Below are 16,574 nucleotides of genomic sequence, written 5' to 3'. Positions count from 1 at the left end.
GCACTGATACCATGAGTAAAATTAGCCATACACTGACTCCAAATTATATTTGTTATGCAGCAATAGATAACCTGCCACCGAAACAGTGGTGGCCAGGTAATCCATGTTTATAAGGATTGTGTTTATGAATGAGCTTTAAGGCCATTTGTCAGGAAAGTCAGCCAGTTGGTACCCAATATTTTTCCCGCTTCATGGTCACTAAAGCCGAACTTAAGTAATCCGGTGTAGATGTTTTCAAAGCCTTGTCGGCCATCAAACCAAGGTAGAGCTTCAGGCCAGCCAGAATTTGTGGCACTTCCCTCTCCATAGTCCATTGATTTGGACCAACGGCCATTACGCATCCATTCCAAAACATGCTGAGGCTGGTTTAGGCATAAATCACTCCCTATACCCAAATGATCAACGCCATATCGCTCCGCTGTTTCGGCAACCATTTGGCAAAAATCTTCCAATCGGCATTGACTACCATTGGGCAGATGGAAAGGGTATAAACTAAAGCCGATCAAGCCTCCTCGTTTGGTCAGAGCTTCAATGACAGCATGAGATTTGTTACGCAGCGCATTATGTGCAAAGCTGGGGTTTGCATGGCTAATGCAAATCGGCCGAGAGGAAAGTTCTATCGTTTCTAGAGTCGAGCGCTCAGCGCTGTGTGACATATCGATAATCATTCCGACTCGGTTCATTTCTTCTATGACTTGCCGGCCAAATCGAGTCACTCCTGAGTCTTCTTGTTCGTAGCATCCTGTCGCAAGCAAACTTTGGTTGTTATAAGTCAGCTGCATGATTAAAAGGCCTTGCCGGCGCATGACTTCAACTAAGCCAATCTCATCGTCAATCGGTGAACAATTTTGCGCACCGAAAAAGATACCTACTTTTCCTTGTAACTTTGCCTGATCAATATCGTCCACAGAATGTATTGGTATGATGAGATCCGAGTTTTGCTCAAAATGCCTGTTCCACTCAGCAAAACGGGTCAGTGTTTGACGTGCATCTTCGTGGTAAGCGATCGTCGCATGTACAGCCGTGATACCACTTGCTAATAAAGTTTGGAAATATTCTCTATCCCAATGACAATACTGCAGTCCATCTATGATGATTTTATCTTGGAACATAACCACTCCTATATTGTTCCTATCATATCTCTACTCATTGGCAGCTTTTTCGCTGCCGATAAGAAGGCCCTAATAAGGACGCTGATAAGCGGTTTTCACAACAGTGTAGAATTCCTTAGCATATTGACCTTGCTCACGAGGCCCAAAGCTGGACTCTTTACGTCCTCCAAATGGCACGTGATAGTCGGTTCCGGCAGTGGGTAGGTTAACCATCACACATCCAGTTTGAGATTGCTGTTTGAAAATGGTGCTGGTTTTAAGGCTTTGAGTAATAATGCCTCCGGTTAAACCAAAGCGAGTATCGTTGGTCACTTGAATGGCTTCGTCGAGGTCCTTCACTCGTATAACACTTGCCAAAGGAGCGAAGATTTCTTCTTGGTTGATATCCCAATGACTTTGGGTGTTTATGAAAAGGGTTGGTGCCATATAGTAACCTTGATCTTTTAGTGCGAGTTGTTCCCCACCAAATGCAAGCTCAGCCCCGGTTTGACGAGCTTTCTCAACCCAACCTAAGTTAGCTTCTAGCTGGACACTATCCACGACAGGGCCCATAAAAATACCCTCTTCCAACGCATGCCCGACTTTTATCTCACTCATCCTCTTTATCAAGGCTTCAACGTAGGCATCATGAATACTATCCATCACAACAAGTCTTGAAGACGCGGTACATTTCTGACCTGTTCCTGAAAAAGCCCCTGCAATCGTCGCTTCAATCGCAATTTGAAGATCCGCATCATCGGCGATAACTAGCGCATTTTTACTGCCCATTTCCAGCTGACACCGAACAAAATTAGGCGCAGTTGCAGCTGCCACTTTACGCCCAGTTTCGACCGAACCTGTAAAGCTAATACCAGCAACATCAGGCGAATGAATCAAAGTGTTACCGACAACCGAACCAGAACCGAGAACTAAATTGAATGTACCTGCTGGTAGGCCCTGACGGTGAATGATCTCGGTTAATGCAACCGCACTTGCCGGAGTGAGATTAGCTGGTTTCCAAACCACACTATTACCAAAGGCCAAAGCAGGCGCAATTTTCCATGCAGCGGTAGCAGTTGGAAAATTCCAAGGAGAGATAATGCCAACCACACCGATAGCTTCACGTGTCACTTCTACGGAAACGCCCGGACGAACCGAATCTGCGGTATCACCGATTTGGCGTAAAACTTCGCCAGCAAAGTATTGAAAGAATTGTCCTGCCCGATATATCTCACCGCGCCCTTCAGCAAAAGGCTTACCTTCCTCTCTAGAAAGTAACTGCCCCAATTCATCACAACGGGCAATCAACTCATTACCAATCGCTTGTAAAACTGATTGTTTGTGTTCGATCGATGTTCTTTCCCATAAAGGCTGGGCTTGCTTAGCAGCTTGAATTGCTTGCTCGACTTGATCTTTACTTGCTTGAGCAAAGTCGCCCAAAGTGTCACTGATGTCGGAAGGGTTAATATTAGAAACGGTATCTACACCGGACTGCCACTCTCCTTGAATAAAAAGTGACTGCTCTGGTTTTATTCTGTCAAATAAACACATAGGAACTTCCTTAATTGGCTTTATAACTTCTAGATTGGCTCATTTGCCGCTTTGGGATTAACGGTTGTTAGTCGCGGATGCATAGACAACAAACTCAACCAGCATTTCTTCTCGAGCTAGGCCTGCGACGACGACAGCTGCTCGATTTGGATGAGGTGACACAAAGTACTCGGCATAGAGGCGATTGACGGAGTCTAGATATTGACGGTCTGTCACATAGATCATAACTTGGTACACTGAATCCAACGACTCGCCAGCACATTCAAGGGTATGAATAAGGTTGCTAAATACTTGGCGAGTTTGCGCCTCTATTCCCCCCGTAACCACATCACCATTAGCATCGATCGGAATTTGTGCCGTATATAAGGTGCCATTACCCGCGACAGCCCATTCAAGAGGAGCCTTTGATGCATATAACTCTGTTTTAATCGGATATTTTTTATTTCTTGTATTCACTGGCTTTTAACCTTTGTTACATCTTTGTGTCTAAAAGTTAAATCCTGCACTTTGACATACGATAAATCCAACGGTAAATTTCATTCATTTGATAAAAAAAATTTATCACTTTGATGTAAAGCTACTAGCTAGAATGAATTGGGAAGAAAATCATTGAGTATCAAACTGCAACAATTACGACATTTTGTGATGGTCGTCGAGGAAGGTGGCTTTCGCGCCGCGTCTCATCGAGCAAATCGCTCTCAAGCTGCACTATCAACATCAGTAAAAGAACTGGAGAAAATCTTGGGGCAATCGCTATTTGAAGTAGGCAACAAATGTGAGTTAACGCCCTTCGGTGAACTATGCCTACCCAAGGTAACAAGTTTTCTTAATATATATTCTGCGCTCGATAGCGACTTACGAGCTATCGCAAGTGGCCAGCAAGGAAAAGTACGTATTGCTAGCGTGCCTTCTGTTGCCGCAAAACTTATCCCGAATATTTTGGGTGTATTCAATAAAACCTACCCCAATGTCGAAGTGAGTTTAATTGATGATAACGCAGCAGGTGTGGAAGCTAGGCTTCTATCTGGAGAGGTTGACTTAGCCTTGGGCAATCCTTCGGCACTTAACAAAGATGAGATCAGCTTGACCCCATTACTGTCTGATCCAATAGGTGTGGTATGTCTAAAAGACAACCCCATTGCCATCGATCGTCAAGAAATAGATTGGCAATCTATACAAAGCGAGCCTTTTATACGCAACGGTACTTGCAGCCTGCTTGAATCAACGCCAGCTCGAGTATTAAGTCAAAAAGCATTGTATTCGGTGGAAAACATTACTTCTCTGTATTCGGTTCTAGAGCTCGGAATTGGTATTACAACCTTGCCCAAACTTGCCTTCCCACCAAAAACATCATCTCTGACTTGGTTGCCATTATCAGCCCCAAAAATAGAGAGGAAGATAGGCGTTTTCACACTTAAAAACCGAACGCTTTCACCTCAGGCTAAGATATTCCATCAACTCTGTGTCGACCACTTAGCTGAGGAGACTCTGGTTTTATGACAACTTAAACACGATTTAGCGTTATTTAATTTAGGTAAGCTTTAAACAAGCTTGTCTTACAAGTTCTCCTATTTCCTGCCAACAGCCTTGATCAATAAGCTTGGATGGAACCATCCATGTCCCACCGCAGGCCAACACAGAATCGATAGAAAGGTAATCATCTATATTATCGATACTTATTCCACCTGTGGGCATAAACTTAACTGGGTAAACCGCTGACAGAGCTTTGAGCATAGCGGTGCCACCAGAAGGTTCAGCTGGAAAAAACTTCAAGGTTTTCAGACCAAAATCCATTGCCTGCTCGACTAAGCTAGGATTATTGACTCCTGGAATAATAGTGACATTGTTATCCAAACAGTACTGCACTGTTTTAGGGTTAAAACCAGGACTGACAATAAAATCAGCGCCCGCCTCAATCGCGTTATCCACTTGCTTTATCGTCAATACAGTGCCTACTCCAATCAACATATCCGGATAGGTAACTCGAAGCTTTTGTATCGCTTGCGCGGCACAATCGGTACGAAACGTGATTTCTGCGCATGGTAGACCATTTTCAATAAGTGTGCGCCCCAAAGGAACAACATGATTGAGATCATTTATGGCAATAACAGGGATAACTTTCAGTTTGGCTAACTGCTGATCTATGGACGTCATTAACAAGTTCTCAGGGTAATTGACATGGTTAACTTATAATGTGCCTTTAAAATATTTTGAATTCAAACCTAATTGCTCATATCAGTGTCAACCTAGCAGTTAGAAGGTGAGATTGTATGCAGATCCATCAGATAGGTAGAAGCGTAGACACTTCACTGACAACAAAACAACCAAAGCTCAGTAGCTAGGCTCAAGCTAATTATTTGGCCATAGAGATTACATTCCTTTGGGAAAAACACATTGTTATTAGGTTCACTAATTAAATAGCTTAAACACTCTAATAGACTGATATAAAAGAACTTAAATAAGGATTAAAGAGTTAGTAGTAGTAGACCTTAGTCAAGTTCTTGAGTGACACAGTGGTGTTGTTTTCATTTCAACTTTAGACTGTCAAAAACTAAAGCCCTACATGCTGGAAGTTAAGGAAAATTATGGACAAACAAGCAACAATTCAGACATTTATAGATATTGTTGGTGAACAACACGTATTAACAGGTGATAAAAAAACAGATTACTATCGTTCTGGCTTTCGTTCTGGGAAAGGAAAAGCGCTTGCAATACTCTTTCCTGGTTCACTAGTCGAGCAGTGGCGCGTACTACAAGCTGCCATCAAAGCCAATTGCATCGTCATAATGCAAGCGGCAAAAACTGGACTCACAGAAGGATCTACCCCTAGTGGTGAAGATTATGATCGTGAGGTCGTTGTGATCAACATCATGCGCATCAATACCTTGCATGTTATCGATGACGGCAAACAAGTAGTTAGCCTACCTGGGGTTAGTCTCCACCAACTAGAAAAAACACTCAAGAAAGTCAATCGTGCCCCACACTCCGTTATTGGTTCTTCATCCATTGGCGCGACGGTTGTCGGCGGAATTGCCAACAACTCAGGTGGTGCATTAGTCAAACGCGGTCCAGCCTACACTGAACTCGCGCTATTTGGACAGGTTAATAAAGAAGGCGAATTAGAGCTGGTTAACCACCTTGGAATAGAAGGGCTGGGTGAAACACCTGAAGATATTCTTACCAATATAGAACAGGGAAACTTCACACAAGAGAATATCAAACACACAGATGCCATGGCGTCTGATAAGGAATATGAACAGAGAGTACGCGATATAGACTCAGATATTCCCTCTCGATTTAATGCAGATTCGAGGCGACTATTTGAAGCCAGTGGATGCGCAGGCAAATTAGCTGTATTTGCGGTAAGAGTTGATACCAATCCAATACCAGATAAAGAGCAAGTGTTTTATATTGGCTGTAATGATCCCGCTATGCTAAGCAAACTTAGACGCGATATGTTAAGCAAGTTCAAGCATCTTCCCGAAATGGGCGAGTACATGCACCGAGAGATATTTAACCTTGCTGAACATTATGGTAAAGATGTTTTTCTTTCTATACATCATTTAGGCACTGAAAGGCTGCCAAAATTCTTCGCACTTAAAGCTCAGATAGAAACCTTGCTCAAACGTATTCCCTTTGTTTCCCACAATCTACCCGATATGTTTATGTATTGGATGAGTAAGCTGTTCCCACAACACTTGCCACAACGCATGATAGAGTTTAGGGACAAATATGAGCACCATTTAATTCTTAAGATGAGTGATGGTGGTATCGAAGAAGCGCAAACCTATCTAGAGGAGGAATGGTCAGAGCAACAAGACTGTGACTTTTTCATCTGTAACCAAGACGAAAGTAAGAAAGCCCTACTCCATCGTTTTGCAGCAGCAGGGGCGGCAATGCGATATGAAACCATACATTCAAATGAAGTAGAAGATATATTGGCACTTGATATAGCACTGCGTCGCAATGATCTTGATTGGGTAGAACAACTACCAAAAGAGATCACAGAAGACTTGGTGGTGGCTCTCTACTATGGCCACTTTATGTGTCATGTATTTCATCAAGATTATATCTTTAAAAAAGGCGCTGACACGAAAAAGATCAAGCAAAAGATGCTCGAGCTCCTGACTCAGAAAGGAGCCAAATACCCTGCGGAACATAATGTGGGACATCTCTACGAGGCGGAACAGCAACTCCAAGCTTTCTACCATTCGTTAGATCCAACCAATACATTTAATCCGGGCATTGGGAAAATGAGCAAATATAAGCGCAATTGCAATTGCTGCTAGACTTAACCCCAGTTTACTTGCCGGCTGTCCCAGCCAAAACTTTCACACATCGCTTTGAGCTGACCCAACTCGCTTTGGGTTTGCTCAACGAGCCAATGGTGTATCTCATCAATAATCGAACTTTGATTAGGCTGATAGCACAAGTATTGCCATTGACTATGCTGTAAAACCATATCGTTCGGACATTTAAGAAACTCACGGTTAAGCTCTGGTAAAACCAATAATAAGTCAGTGACCGTTACCCCTTGACCCGCGATACACGCACTGAGTGCTAAATCTAAGCTATAAAAAACCGTATCTCTACCTTCTTTTATTCCTTGAAGGTTGGCCTGAGTTAACCAATGTTTCCAGTCCTGGTGGTCGAGCGTAGCGTGCAAATGTGGCAAGGTGAGTACATCTTGGAGTGGTACATTTTGCTCTGATAGCGATTTGGCGTATACGGGTGCCATGTACTCCTCTCGCAAAAACGTCACGCCTTTCTTACCTATATACTTTTCGCTTTTACATGTGTTTACTATCCATAAATCACAATCTCCTGAATCCAAGTCAGGATCTTCTTCGATAGCGGGAATGATAACAATTTCGTGTTCTGGGTACTTTTCATTGAGACTAACCACTTTAGGCAGCATAACTCGAGTCGCATAACTTAACGCACTTTTTATCACAATCCTTTGTTTGTGCGTTTTAGACCACTCTCCAATTAAGGAGTCCAATGCACGATAGTTATTATTCAACCTTTGATATAACTCATTCCCCCTATCAGTTAGGGCAATCGACCTGTGTTTACGTACAACCAGCAAAACATTTAACTCATCTTCAAGCTGCTTTATTTGTCGACTAATGGCACTTTGGGTGACATTTAACTCATCAGCAGCTTTGGTGAAGCTCATCAAACGCGCTACAGATTCAAACACTTTCAATCCATTATGTGAATACGGAAGAAATTGATAAGTGGACATGGGCTTCTCACATGATCTCAACTCATGCAAGCATGACATAAATATCATTTGAACGCCACACCGTAAAAGCATACCTTATGCCCATTCAGACACGAGGCATATAATGAAAAAAATTCTCTCATTGGCATTCCCGCTCATCATTTCACAACTCATTACCATGGCATTAGTTTTAACTGATGTTTGGATGATGTCACAACTAAGCGTTTCGGCTCTAGCAGCTGGAGGGCTTGGTGCCTCTGTCTATAGCTTTATCTTTATAATCGCAAGCAGCTGTGTAGGCTGTGTTGCAAACCTGATTGCCATCGCTTATGGCCAAAGAATCGCGAGACCGGATTTCGGTAACCAGCAAATTCGCTTTGCCGTCAAAGGAGCCGTATTACTATCTATTATTTTGACCCTAGCACTGACGCTAAGCTTCAGATACGTTCCTGACTTGCTTCTCATCGCCAATCAACCTGAGCAGTTAATTGACCCTGCGATGAGCTACTTGGACACACTAAAATGGGCGATGTTACCCTCACTCATTTTACTTGTACTTCGTGGCTTAACCAGCGCACTCGGTAGTACGCGGTCAATCATGGTGATGTCACTTTTAACCGTTGTGCTGAATGTCCCACTGAGTTACCTACTTGCATTTACCTTTGGCTTTGGTTTGGCTGGCTTAGGAGCTGGGACTGCGCTAGCTTCCCTAGTCGTAATGCTGGGTTATGGTTATTGGGTTTTCAAACGCGCGGAATATCAAGCATTCTCGCCTTGGAAGAATTTAGACGAATATTCTCTATCTCTGCTTAAGCCGTTATTATCTCTTGGCATACCGATTATGATAGCGGCATTACTTGAGCATGGGTTGATTTATGGTGGTACTTTAATGGCGGGAGCGATTAGCGTAGCTGCACTCGCACTACACCAAATCCTTATTCAGTGTCTGAGTTTTACTTGGAACATCAACTTCGGCTTATCTCAAGCTGCAGCTATCCTTGTCGGGCAAGATTATGGTTCAGACAACTTTACGGGTATAAAGCGCACGGTCAAACGCAGCTTTATCATCACCACTGGTCTAAGTACGATACTTGCTGCAATCTTTATCTGCTACCCACAAGCTATCTGCGCAATGTTTAACTTAGATGCTGAACTATCTACCTTATTGATTGGAGTGATCTGGGTTGTCGCTTTATCCTTTATTGTCGATGCATGGCAGTTGCTAGCTATTAACCTACTTCGAGGGATGAAAATAGTCTTAGCCCCGACTTTCGTCACAGCCATTGGTTATTGGTTATTCGGTCTGCCCTCAGCTTGGCTATTACTTAGAGAGTACGGTCTAGCGGGCGTCTGGGGGGGAATCGGCATTGGTCTCGGCGTTTCTGGTATACTCTTGCTTGCACAGCTTGTATCTGTGATACAAAAGCATAGCACTTCAAAAGCAAACAAAAATAAACCAAGCTATGCGTCATAAGCGCAGAACAATAAAGCAGCCATGACTGATCTTGATATCGAATTTGAACACATTTATATAGAAGCGCAAGCTGAGCGCTGGCAATGTATAGAACGCTTTCTTTTCAGCTACTTTTGCTTTCGAGAAAACTACCTAACTCGTAAAAACAAACCTGATTGGCAGAGCGCGCGCTTGATGAGTCCGCGCTCTGCCAAGGTCACTGCCATCGAAAACGCTATATTAGAGCCCGTAGTGCCTCACCAAACTATCATCGGAGAAATAAAGCGATATTGGCGCGATGGTCAACTGACGAGGCAGTCCCTACAGCGAATTCTTAACCAGCTATTGGACTACGCTGTCATTACTCATAGGGAAAAAGCCTCGCTTAGCAAAGCGAGGCTTGAAGATTCGATGCCTGCAGATTGGTACAAAAACCCGGAAAAGCCGGTTTATCAAAGGCTTGAGTTAGTAAAAATTAAGCTTATCAACTGATAAAACACAGCAGCCAATCAGAGTATTAGGACTAATCAATCGCAATACAAATTTCAACGGATGAATCATCAAGATATCGTTCATAGTCGTATGAATAAGCCCTCTTTTGAAGACAATCACTATCAGCAAAATATGTCCAAATCTCTTGCCACAAATTAATCACCGTAGCAGGCATCTCACCTTTAGCAGAAAATACTAGGTATTTACCCGCAGGTACGGCGAGCTCTACTTGGCCGTTTAAACAATCAGGAGACATACGGGTTGCACCAACGGTCAGATCATATTTTCCTGAGACACCCGATTCATAGTTGCTGTATACACCATAGACACTCGACTGTGCTTCTAGGTGTGCTGAAGCCTGCTGGTAAAAATGCTGCCAAAGTGACGCTATTTTTGCAGTTGATGCTTCTTGCTCTGATAAGTTACAAGTTCGGACAGTAAACCCTGTCACGCTAAAACCTTCATTATGACGAATGTCCATGATTGTACTCTCTTACTCTATGTTCGAACCAACATACAGCACCTCGCTTAGGCACTGTTTTTATTTACAGTACCATATTTAATGAGGTCTACAAAGGCGTTATTCCATAAATATTGTTATGTTTAACATAAGCCTAGTTTTTAACCTGAAACTATATTTAACGTTACTTTATAACATAAATTTATTTTCTGATAGTTAAGTTGTAAATTTATATTTATAATATTTATTTTGGAAGAAATTAATGCTGGATAATTTATAAGAAAACATTAGAATTAATTAAAAATAAAAACATAGAAGTGTCAAAAATAGATTAATAACTATTAAATTGACACTAAACATGAATGTAATCACAATTTGGCTAGATTAAAATGATAAATAAAATAATAAGACTTATAACCGACAGTAAACATGATACCGGCGGTGTTAAATTTCTCGCTCAAGAAATGGGCATTAAGTATAGTACTTTGTATAGTTTGTACTCCGGTAAAAATAGTAATCCAACGATAGAAACTGTAGGGAAAATATGTGAATATTATAACATTACTTTCTCCGACTTATCCGATGATGCGGCCCCTCCATACCATTTTGACAGACTTAGTTCTGATATAATTCCACTATCTGAACAAAATAACACAAACATATACATAAAAAACAACACTCTCATCGACACTTTACCTAAAAGTAGTCAACTAATATTCGAAAAGTTCTCGCCTCCTTTGAAAAACAAAAATCACTATATTTGTACCACACTATCAGGGGAAGTTGTTCTTAGGAAAGTCATTGAAGAAGATAATAAATTCATTTTCATATCTTCCAATAGGATAATTCACGAAGATAACCACCCAATCATGCAACTTAAAAATGTCAAAATTTAACTTATTTAAGATAAGAAAAAAACGATCCAATCTATATTCTATTGATGGGTTTGTAGGTTTTATTGGTAAAGAAATGTTTGAGCATGCCTATATTGATAGGCATGACGTCAAGCTTCATCGCGGACAGTATTGTATTTCTGATGACAGAATTCGTGCTATCAATGTAAAAGATAAAACCGTCGAAATGGAAATATCTGATATTCCAGTCACCATCTCGATGAAAAGCTTACTCGCTCCTTCAGTCAGAAGAAAATTAAAGATAAGCAATGAAAATTTTATCGCCATTTACCACATCATGGAGTGTTAGTCTTTGAGGGTGATAGAAACTTCAACTGTAATAGCAACTCTTGGCCTGTTTTGTTTCCTTACAGCATCAAACTTGGCTTCCACCAAAACGATACAAGCTCTAGGTATTCACTTAACCGCTGGGTTCTTTACCTATCCCTTTGTTTATTTTTTTTCTTCGATTATTATCGCAACCCGCTCACCCAAGACATATTTTAGATGTATAACGTTGGCTTACCTTGGGTACCTCGCCTTTATAAGCATGATGTACTTAGCATCAATTACTCCTGACTCAGACCCTGATTCAAGCTACAATCAAAGCTTCAATTTGATCTATAACTTGAGTAATTATCGGGTCTATTTAGCATCTCTTTGTGCCTATTTTGTCTCTACGTTTATGTTTGGCGTGACATTCTCGTCATTAAAGATTAATAGTATCAGTATTAGGATCACAATATCGACGATTATTGTCTCTTTAGTTGATGTGAAATTGTTTCTTGCGTTAGCTTACTTCGGGGTGAAAGATAATGGTATTCTTATCAGCATTATGTTTTGGTCCAGTGTAACTAAACTAGTTGCACAGTTAGTTTTGCTTCCACCAGCAATTTTCATCATCAACACCATTAGAGATAGAGATGAGTGTTATTTCTGAAACGAGCAGTTAGCCTCTTATTTGAAGCTAACTGTCTAACAATTACTAACTCATAATCAATCGATTAGGCCGGGCTCATTACATACAGGAAACGTATCCTGTCCAAGATTTCATAGATACAATCGGATTCGCATCACTGATATACATGGTGTAATCCCAGTTATAGTCTGCGGGGTTATTCTCAGTCCAATACACTCTGTGAGTTGGCCAGCCCACTGCCCCTTGTTGTGAGAAAACGCTTAACTCGTCAGCATTGGGTAAGCGCATACCTCTGATCTGACACATATTCTTCGCTTGTTCATAAGTAAAGGTTACCCATTTAGGCCCAAAATCTATCTCAGATTTATAGCCAGTATAAGTGTACCCTTCTCTGTCGGCTTCTTCCTTTGTTAAAGGCAACGAAAATTCATTGGATACTTCTGGCGGAGGCGGAACTGGTGCATTTAGCATTTCACCACCAGTACAAGCAACGTATTGATGGCCGTGTGGATAGAGTTTTGAAGCTCCACCATCTACGCCAACCGTATAGTAACGTCCTTGAGGGTCAATCGTCGCTGACCAATAATGGCTAGCAACTGGCCATACATTAGGGTCAATATCTTCATATTGCTTAAACCAAGCTTGTAGTTCTTCTAGTTCAAACTTGGTTGGCAGGCGCATACCTTGGTTTTGGCATAAGTCAGTCGCTTGTTGAAAATCATAGGTAGGCCAAGATAAACCCGTAGCGTATTCTGTGATTTCAGTTGAGTATGAAATACCCAGTTCATCAGCCAAGTCGCTTCGAATTGGCACACTAAACTGTGTTGAAGATATGCCAGTCACATCAGAATTCGCCAGCCACAGCTCTCCCTCAGTTCCGAGGTTTTCCCATCGAGATTGTAGTTTTTCGATCTCCAATTCAGTTAAGTAAGCTGCAATAAAGTTGTCTGGATCATGAAGAACATCATCACTGTTTATGTCATTAATTCCTTTAATAACACTTTCTAGTTGACTGGAAATGAGTGCCCAACCGCCTCTCAATCTTTGCTGCGCCGCCAGTGCAGAGCGTGTGCTTTCTAATATATTTTTTATGCTATCTGTGGCAATGTTCCATGATAAGTAAACGGCTTGATCGTGTGCCATCTCCTCTCTCAAAGTAATAACATCTTCTCTAATAGACTGAATCTCATTTTTCAAAGCCACTGCTTTCGAAGAGCCCGCACCTGCGGTGCTTATTGCGGCAATCGTTCCAAAAGGAAAAATCCACGCATAAGTAGGCGTTGTTGCTGCTACGGTTACCCACTTACGATACTCACTATTTAGCTCATCGATTCTTTGCTTTAGGGCATCAATTTCTCTACTGGCCTCACTTCCGTCATTCTCAAGAATGTCTTGGTTTGAACTTTGCAATCGATCGAGGTCTTGTACCTGAACCTCGAGAGAATTGATGAAGTCGGTTAAGCCATACCCGAGTGAATCTGCATCTTGGTAATACCTAGTCGCATCTTCAAGCATTGCCTCTAATATTGCGAGTAAATCAGCTTTTGCCCGTTCAAACGCTAAATAATCTGCATTCTCCGCCGCTTCAACAATAAGCTGTGTTTGCTGTAACATCCCAGTAGAAGAATCATTCACCTCATGAGAGTACTCAATCAGGTTTTCAACCAAAGTAATCATCTTATCGCGATAGCCAGAGTCTCCTAACCAATCGCTCGATATATAATTGATATTTTGATAGTTAGAGAGCAAGTCTTGATAGACTCCATCGAAGTCTACGTAATTACTCATATAAAAACGCTTACGCATGCTCTCTTGAGTAACTGGTAGTGTACTCGCGCTGCGAGCCAACATATTCAATTTAATCCATTCTTCTTCGCTCAATAGGAAGTCATCGCTTTCAGATGTGAATACATCAAAATTGCCTAACCCATTATAGTTTTCTGCCAATGATACGTTGTGTACTGCCAACATACATGACGCTGCTAACACTGCTTTACACCAATCCATAGTTGCCTCTTAAGATCTAAGGTTTTAATAATATTGAGGTTTAGATTGCGCTATAACACTTCTATATAGCGCAAGGATAAGAATTTAAATCTAAAACTCGGGCGTTACCCACTCTCCAGAGAAGGAAAGCTTAATATTCTCGACTTTGCTTAAGTCGACTTTTTCGTGCTCGAATAATTTGACCGTCCAAGTAGAAAACGGCGTGGGTTTGAAAATGAACTTACCAAAGTTCTCTGATATGTCACCGGGAGTAATAACCTTATATTCATCTCCTTCTTTGTCATAGGAATATATACGATGAGATTCCTTAGTATTGAATATATATGATTGATCTTTATAAAAATCTCTAAATTCACCTGTATGGGTTAATTGAAATTCATATCTACCATCCGCTAGCTCAGGTCCAAAGATCTCAACACCAATACTGTCTAGACGTACCCTTTCTTTATTATTAAAAATACCATTACCAAAGGTTTCATGGTTTTGCTCATTAATAATAAAGCTGAATTCACCAGTCTCTTTTAATTGATCCAGAATAGCTTGATCATTAATATCTGCATCGATTGAAAAACTCTGAGGTGGATTTTCATAAAAGCCCTCGATAGCATGAGTGAGCTGTTCATCCATAGAGACCAAGTTTTGGTTGTATTCTAAATAGCTGGCGTTAATACGCGGAGTAACCGTACTATCTTCGAATGTATGATACTTATATGCCGCGTTATAGTTGAGCATTGCGCCATAAAGAGGACGTTTAAACAAACTGTATGCTCTAAACAGATACTGTTCGACTTCTTGCAGAGCTTGTTCGTCCGTATCTAGGTCGTTTATGTATTGGACAACGCTATCATAGTCTTTTTCAATCGCTTCTTTGGCTAACTGAAGCTCGGTTAACCTATAGGTTGCTATCACAGCTTTGACTTGCAAGCCTGACACACTCGATCCCCAAGTCATGAGTTTATTCAGCTCATTCTTATACTCTCTCGTACCTAAAACACCCAACTCCTGGGCTGCTCCAAGCGCAGTATCAATATCGATTCTGGCAAGCTCCCAACCAGTACTGGACGAACCGAGATCAGGGATATCGATTTCTGTTTCCCTCATCAGTCCATTAAGCTCTGCGGTCAGCTGATTGCTTTTTATTAGCTTCAATATGGTCTCTAGATTGGCACTGAGATCTTTAATCTTCTTAATATCTTTACTTAGCTGCTCTAAACGTTTTGAAATCGTCACGGCTTGCTGAGCATCTTGAGCAGCATCACCTATGGCTTGAGCTGCGCTTTCTATTCCTGCGGGGCCAATTGTGAAAGCAGAAATGACCGATGAGCCTAAATCAGCCAACGAGCTAAACACTTCAATGGCTATACCAGCAATAAACTTACGCTGGTAGTCAATAATGCCTTGCCTGAAGTTCTGCTTTGCAACTTCGACAACACCCTCTTGCTCCTTAAACCCTTCAATTTTGTTCTCGATACTGTTTTGGAAAGAGGCAATCTGCCTTTCTTGGTTTTCAATGATCGCTTGCTGGGCACTCAGTGCATTATCCAACTTATCCAACATCAAACGTGCACTGTCTTTTCTGGCTTGAATATCATTTTGGTGGTTTTCAAACTGATCATATTCGCTTTGAAATGCTTCCATCGCGTCCAAGATTTGACTATAGCTATTGGAATATAAATTTAAATCAAGTACTGGAACAAAATTCTGATCTTTTTGAGAGGAAGAATAAAATAGACTCAAGCTTTTTAGAGCGCGAAAGGTATCGTCAAAATTCCAAGCATTTTCCTCATTAATCAGCGCATCACTGCTTGCTAATAAATTCGCATACCATTCTAGTATATCAATACTAAGCTGAGGCTTACTGTCATACGCAGACAAACCATAATCATAAGCAAGATTAAAAATATAATCTCTGTCTTCGTTTAACTGTACAATAATACTTTCAATACTTTCGCTATCATAACTGATGGTTTCCCTACCAAGTAAGTTTCTATAGGTAAATTTGAAATTCTCCCCTTGATCTTCAACTCGTGTAACCGTTCCTGTGTGTGAAGTAATCAGTATTCCGGCCTCAATTTTATCCGCAATAATAGTGACCGATGTATTGGCATCTTCTAATTGACTAAAACCAATCAGACCCTCGCCCTGGATAGAACGAGCCAGTATCACAATATGCTTGCCTTGGATATTTTTCGAAACCACTTCATCAAGCAATAATGTATCAGCAATAAAAATGTACCGCCCTCTGTCTGGATACTGCTCAAAGGTTTTGTTGAGCTGCGCCGAATCAAGCAACATCGCTTGTCTAACTACTTTTCGGCTACTAACGTCCGTCACTTCTTTTGTTTGACCAGGCATATAACTTGGTACAGAAACGTCATAAAAATCAGACCATGGATTCGCTGACACGCCAAAACTTGCTAGCAGCAACCCAGTAAGAATTTTGCTCTTTTTAAAAAACATAATCGTTACTCCATCAACTTA

15 protein-coding genes are annotated in these 16,574 nt (G+C 41.3%); 7 read left to right on the top strand and 8 right to left on the bottom strand.

The features are described 5' to 3' along the window. Window positions 1-122: 122 nt before the first annotated feature. From MHN79_RS01660 to MHN79_RS01650, 3 genes are all read right to left on the bottom strand, one after another. Window positions 123-1,112, bottom strand: a complete 990-nt coding sequence (locus MHN79_RS01660) for a membrane dipeptidase (RefSeq protein ID WP_239171408.1) — start codon at window positions 1,110-1,112, stop codon at window positions 123-125. Window positions 1,113-1,181: 69 nt separating this feature from the next. Next, window positions 1,182-2,642: an aldehyde dehydrogenase family protein gene (locus MHN79_RS01655; RefSeq protein ID WP_239171407.1), complete on the bottom strand. Its 1,461-nt coding sequence runs from the start codon at window positions 2,640-2,642 to the stop codon at window positions 1,182-1,184. A gap of 57 nt (window positions 2,643-2,699) precedes the next feature. After that, window positions 2,700-3,098, bottom strand: coding sequence for a RidA family protein (locus MHN79_RS01650; protein ID WP_239171406.1), 399 nt, complete (start codon window positions 3,096-3,098; stop codon window positions 2,700-2,702). A gap of 153 nt (window positions 3,099-3,251) precedes the next feature. Between MHN79_RS01650 and MHN79_RS01645 the strand changes: the two genes are divergently transcribed. After that, complete coding sequence (locus MHN79_RS01645; protein ID WP_239171405.1) at window positions 3,252-4,142, top strand: LysR family transcriptional regulator; 891 nt, start codon at window positions 3,252-3,254, stop codon at window positions 4,140-4,142. A 30-nt stretch (window positions 4,143-4,172) separates the two neighbouring features. Here the strand turns inward: MHN79_RS01645 and MHN79_RS01640 are convergent, their stop codons facing one another. Then, window positions 4,173-4,796 carry a bifunctional 4-hydroxy-2-oxoglutarate aldolase/2-dehydro-3-deoxy-phosphogluconate aldolase gene (locus tag MHN79_RS01640; protein ID WP_239171404.1) on the bottom strand — a complete coding sequence of 208 codons (624 nt, stop codon included), beginning with the start codon at window positions 4,794-4,796 and terminating at the stop codon, window positions 4,173-4,175. A 431-nt stretch (window positions 4,797-5,227) separates the two neighbouring features. Between MHN79_RS01640 and dld the strand changes: the two genes are divergently transcribed. After that, on the top strand, window positions 5,228-6,931 hold the full coding sequence (dld, locus tag MHN79_RS01635; protein ID WP_239171403.1) for a D-lactate dehydrogenase: 1,704 nt from the start codon (window positions 5,228-5,230) through the stop codon (window positions 6,929-6,931). 2 nt (window positions 6,932-6,933) lie between these two features. On the opposite strand, the gene MHN79_RS01630 is transcribed toward dld, so the two are convergent. Next, window positions 6,934-7,890, bottom strand: a complete 957-nt coding sequence (locus tag MHN79_RS01630) for a LysR family transcriptional regulator (protein WP_239171402.1) — start codon at window positions 7,888-7,890, stop codon at window positions 6,934-6,936. Between the two features lie 103 nt (window positions 7,891-7,993). Here MHN79_RS01630 and MHN79_RS01625 point away from each other — a divergent pair, with 103 nt between their 5' ends. Together MHN79_RS01625 and MHN79_RS01620 are read left to right on the top strand one after the other, a co-directional pair. Then, entirely contained in the window at window positions 7,994-9,343 is a 1,350-nt protein-coding gene (locus tag MHN79_RS01625) for an MATE family efflux transporter (protein WP_239171401.1), read from the top strand. 21 nt (window positions 9,344-9,364) lie between these two features. After that, window positions 9,365-9,814 carry a hypothetical protein gene (locus MHN79_RS01620; RefSeq protein ID WP_239171400.1) on the top strand — a complete coding sequence of 150 codons (450 nt, stop codon included), beginning with the start codon at window positions 9,365-9,367 and terminating at the stop codon, window positions 9,812-9,814. A gap of 31 nt (window positions 9,815-9,845) precedes the next feature. Here MHN79_RS01620 and MHN79_RS01615 read toward each other — a convergent pair whose 3' ends face one another. After that, the gene (locus MHN79_RS01615; RefSeq protein ID WP_239171399.1) at window positions 9,846-10,295 is read right to left on the bottom strand and encodes a GyrI-like domain-containing protein; all 450 of its coding nucleotides are present in this window, start codon (window positions 10,293-10,295) and stop codon (window positions 9,846-9,848) included. A gap of 368 nt (window positions 10,296-10,663) precedes the next feature. On the opposite strand from MHN79_RS01615, the gene MHN79_RS01610 reads away from it, so the two are divergent. The 3 genes from MHN79_RS01610 to MHN79_RS01600 are packed head-to-tail and all read left to right on the top strand — an operon-like array spanning window position 10,664 to window position 12,107. Continuing rightward, window positions 10,664-11,170: an XRE family transcriptional regulator gene (locus MHN79_RS01610; protein WP_275435856.1), complete on the top strand. Its 507-nt coding sequence runs from the start codon at window positions 10,664-10,666 to the stop codon at window positions 11,168-11,170. Beyond that, the gene (locus tag MHN79_RS01605; RefSeq protein ID WP_239171398.1) at window positions 11,157-11,477 is read left to right on the top strand and encodes a hypothetical protein; all 321 of its coding nucleotides are present in this window, start codon (window positions 11,157-11,159) and stop codon (window positions 11,475-11,477) included. Before MHN79_RS01610 ends, MHN79_RS01605 begins: the two co-directional genes overlap by 14 nt. A gap of 9 nt (window positions 11,478-11,486) precedes the next feature. Then, the gene (locus tag MHN79_RS01600) at window positions 11,487-12,107 is read left to right on the top strand and encodes a VUT family protein (RefSeq protein ID WP_239171515.1); all 621 of its coding nucleotides are present in this window, start codon (window positions 11,487-11,489) and stop codon (window positions 12,105-12,107) included. 78 nt (window positions 12,108-12,185) lie between these two features. Here the strand turns inward: MHN79_RS01600 and MHN79_RS01595 are convergent, their stop codons facing one another. Together MHN79_RS01595 and MHN79_RS01590 are read right to left on the bottom strand one after the other, a co-directional pair. Further along, window positions 12,186-14,093 (bottom strand): alpha-xenorhabdolysin family binary toxin subunit A, encoded by a 1,908-nt coding sequence (locus tag MHN79_RS01595; RefSeq protein WP_239171397.1) that lies wholly within the window; start codon window positions 14,091-14,093, stop codon window positions 12,186-12,188. 90 nt (window positions 14,094-14,183) lie between these two features. Continuing rightward, the gene (locus MHN79_RS01590; RefSeq protein ID WP_239171396.1) at window positions 14,184-16,553 is read right to left on the bottom strand and encodes a hypothetical protein; all 2,370 of its coding nucleotides are present in this window, start codon (window positions 16,551-16,553) and stop codon (window positions 14,184-14,186) included. Window positions 16,554-16,574 lie beyond the last annotated feature (21 nt).

The sequence above is a fragment of the Vibrio sp. Of14-4 genome (assembly GCF_022347625.1).
GTDB lineage: Bacteria > Pseudomonadota > Gammaproteobacteria > Enterobacterales > Vibrionaceae > Vibrio > Vibrio pristinus.
This window is presented reverse-complemented; position numbering and strand designations above follow the sequence as displayed.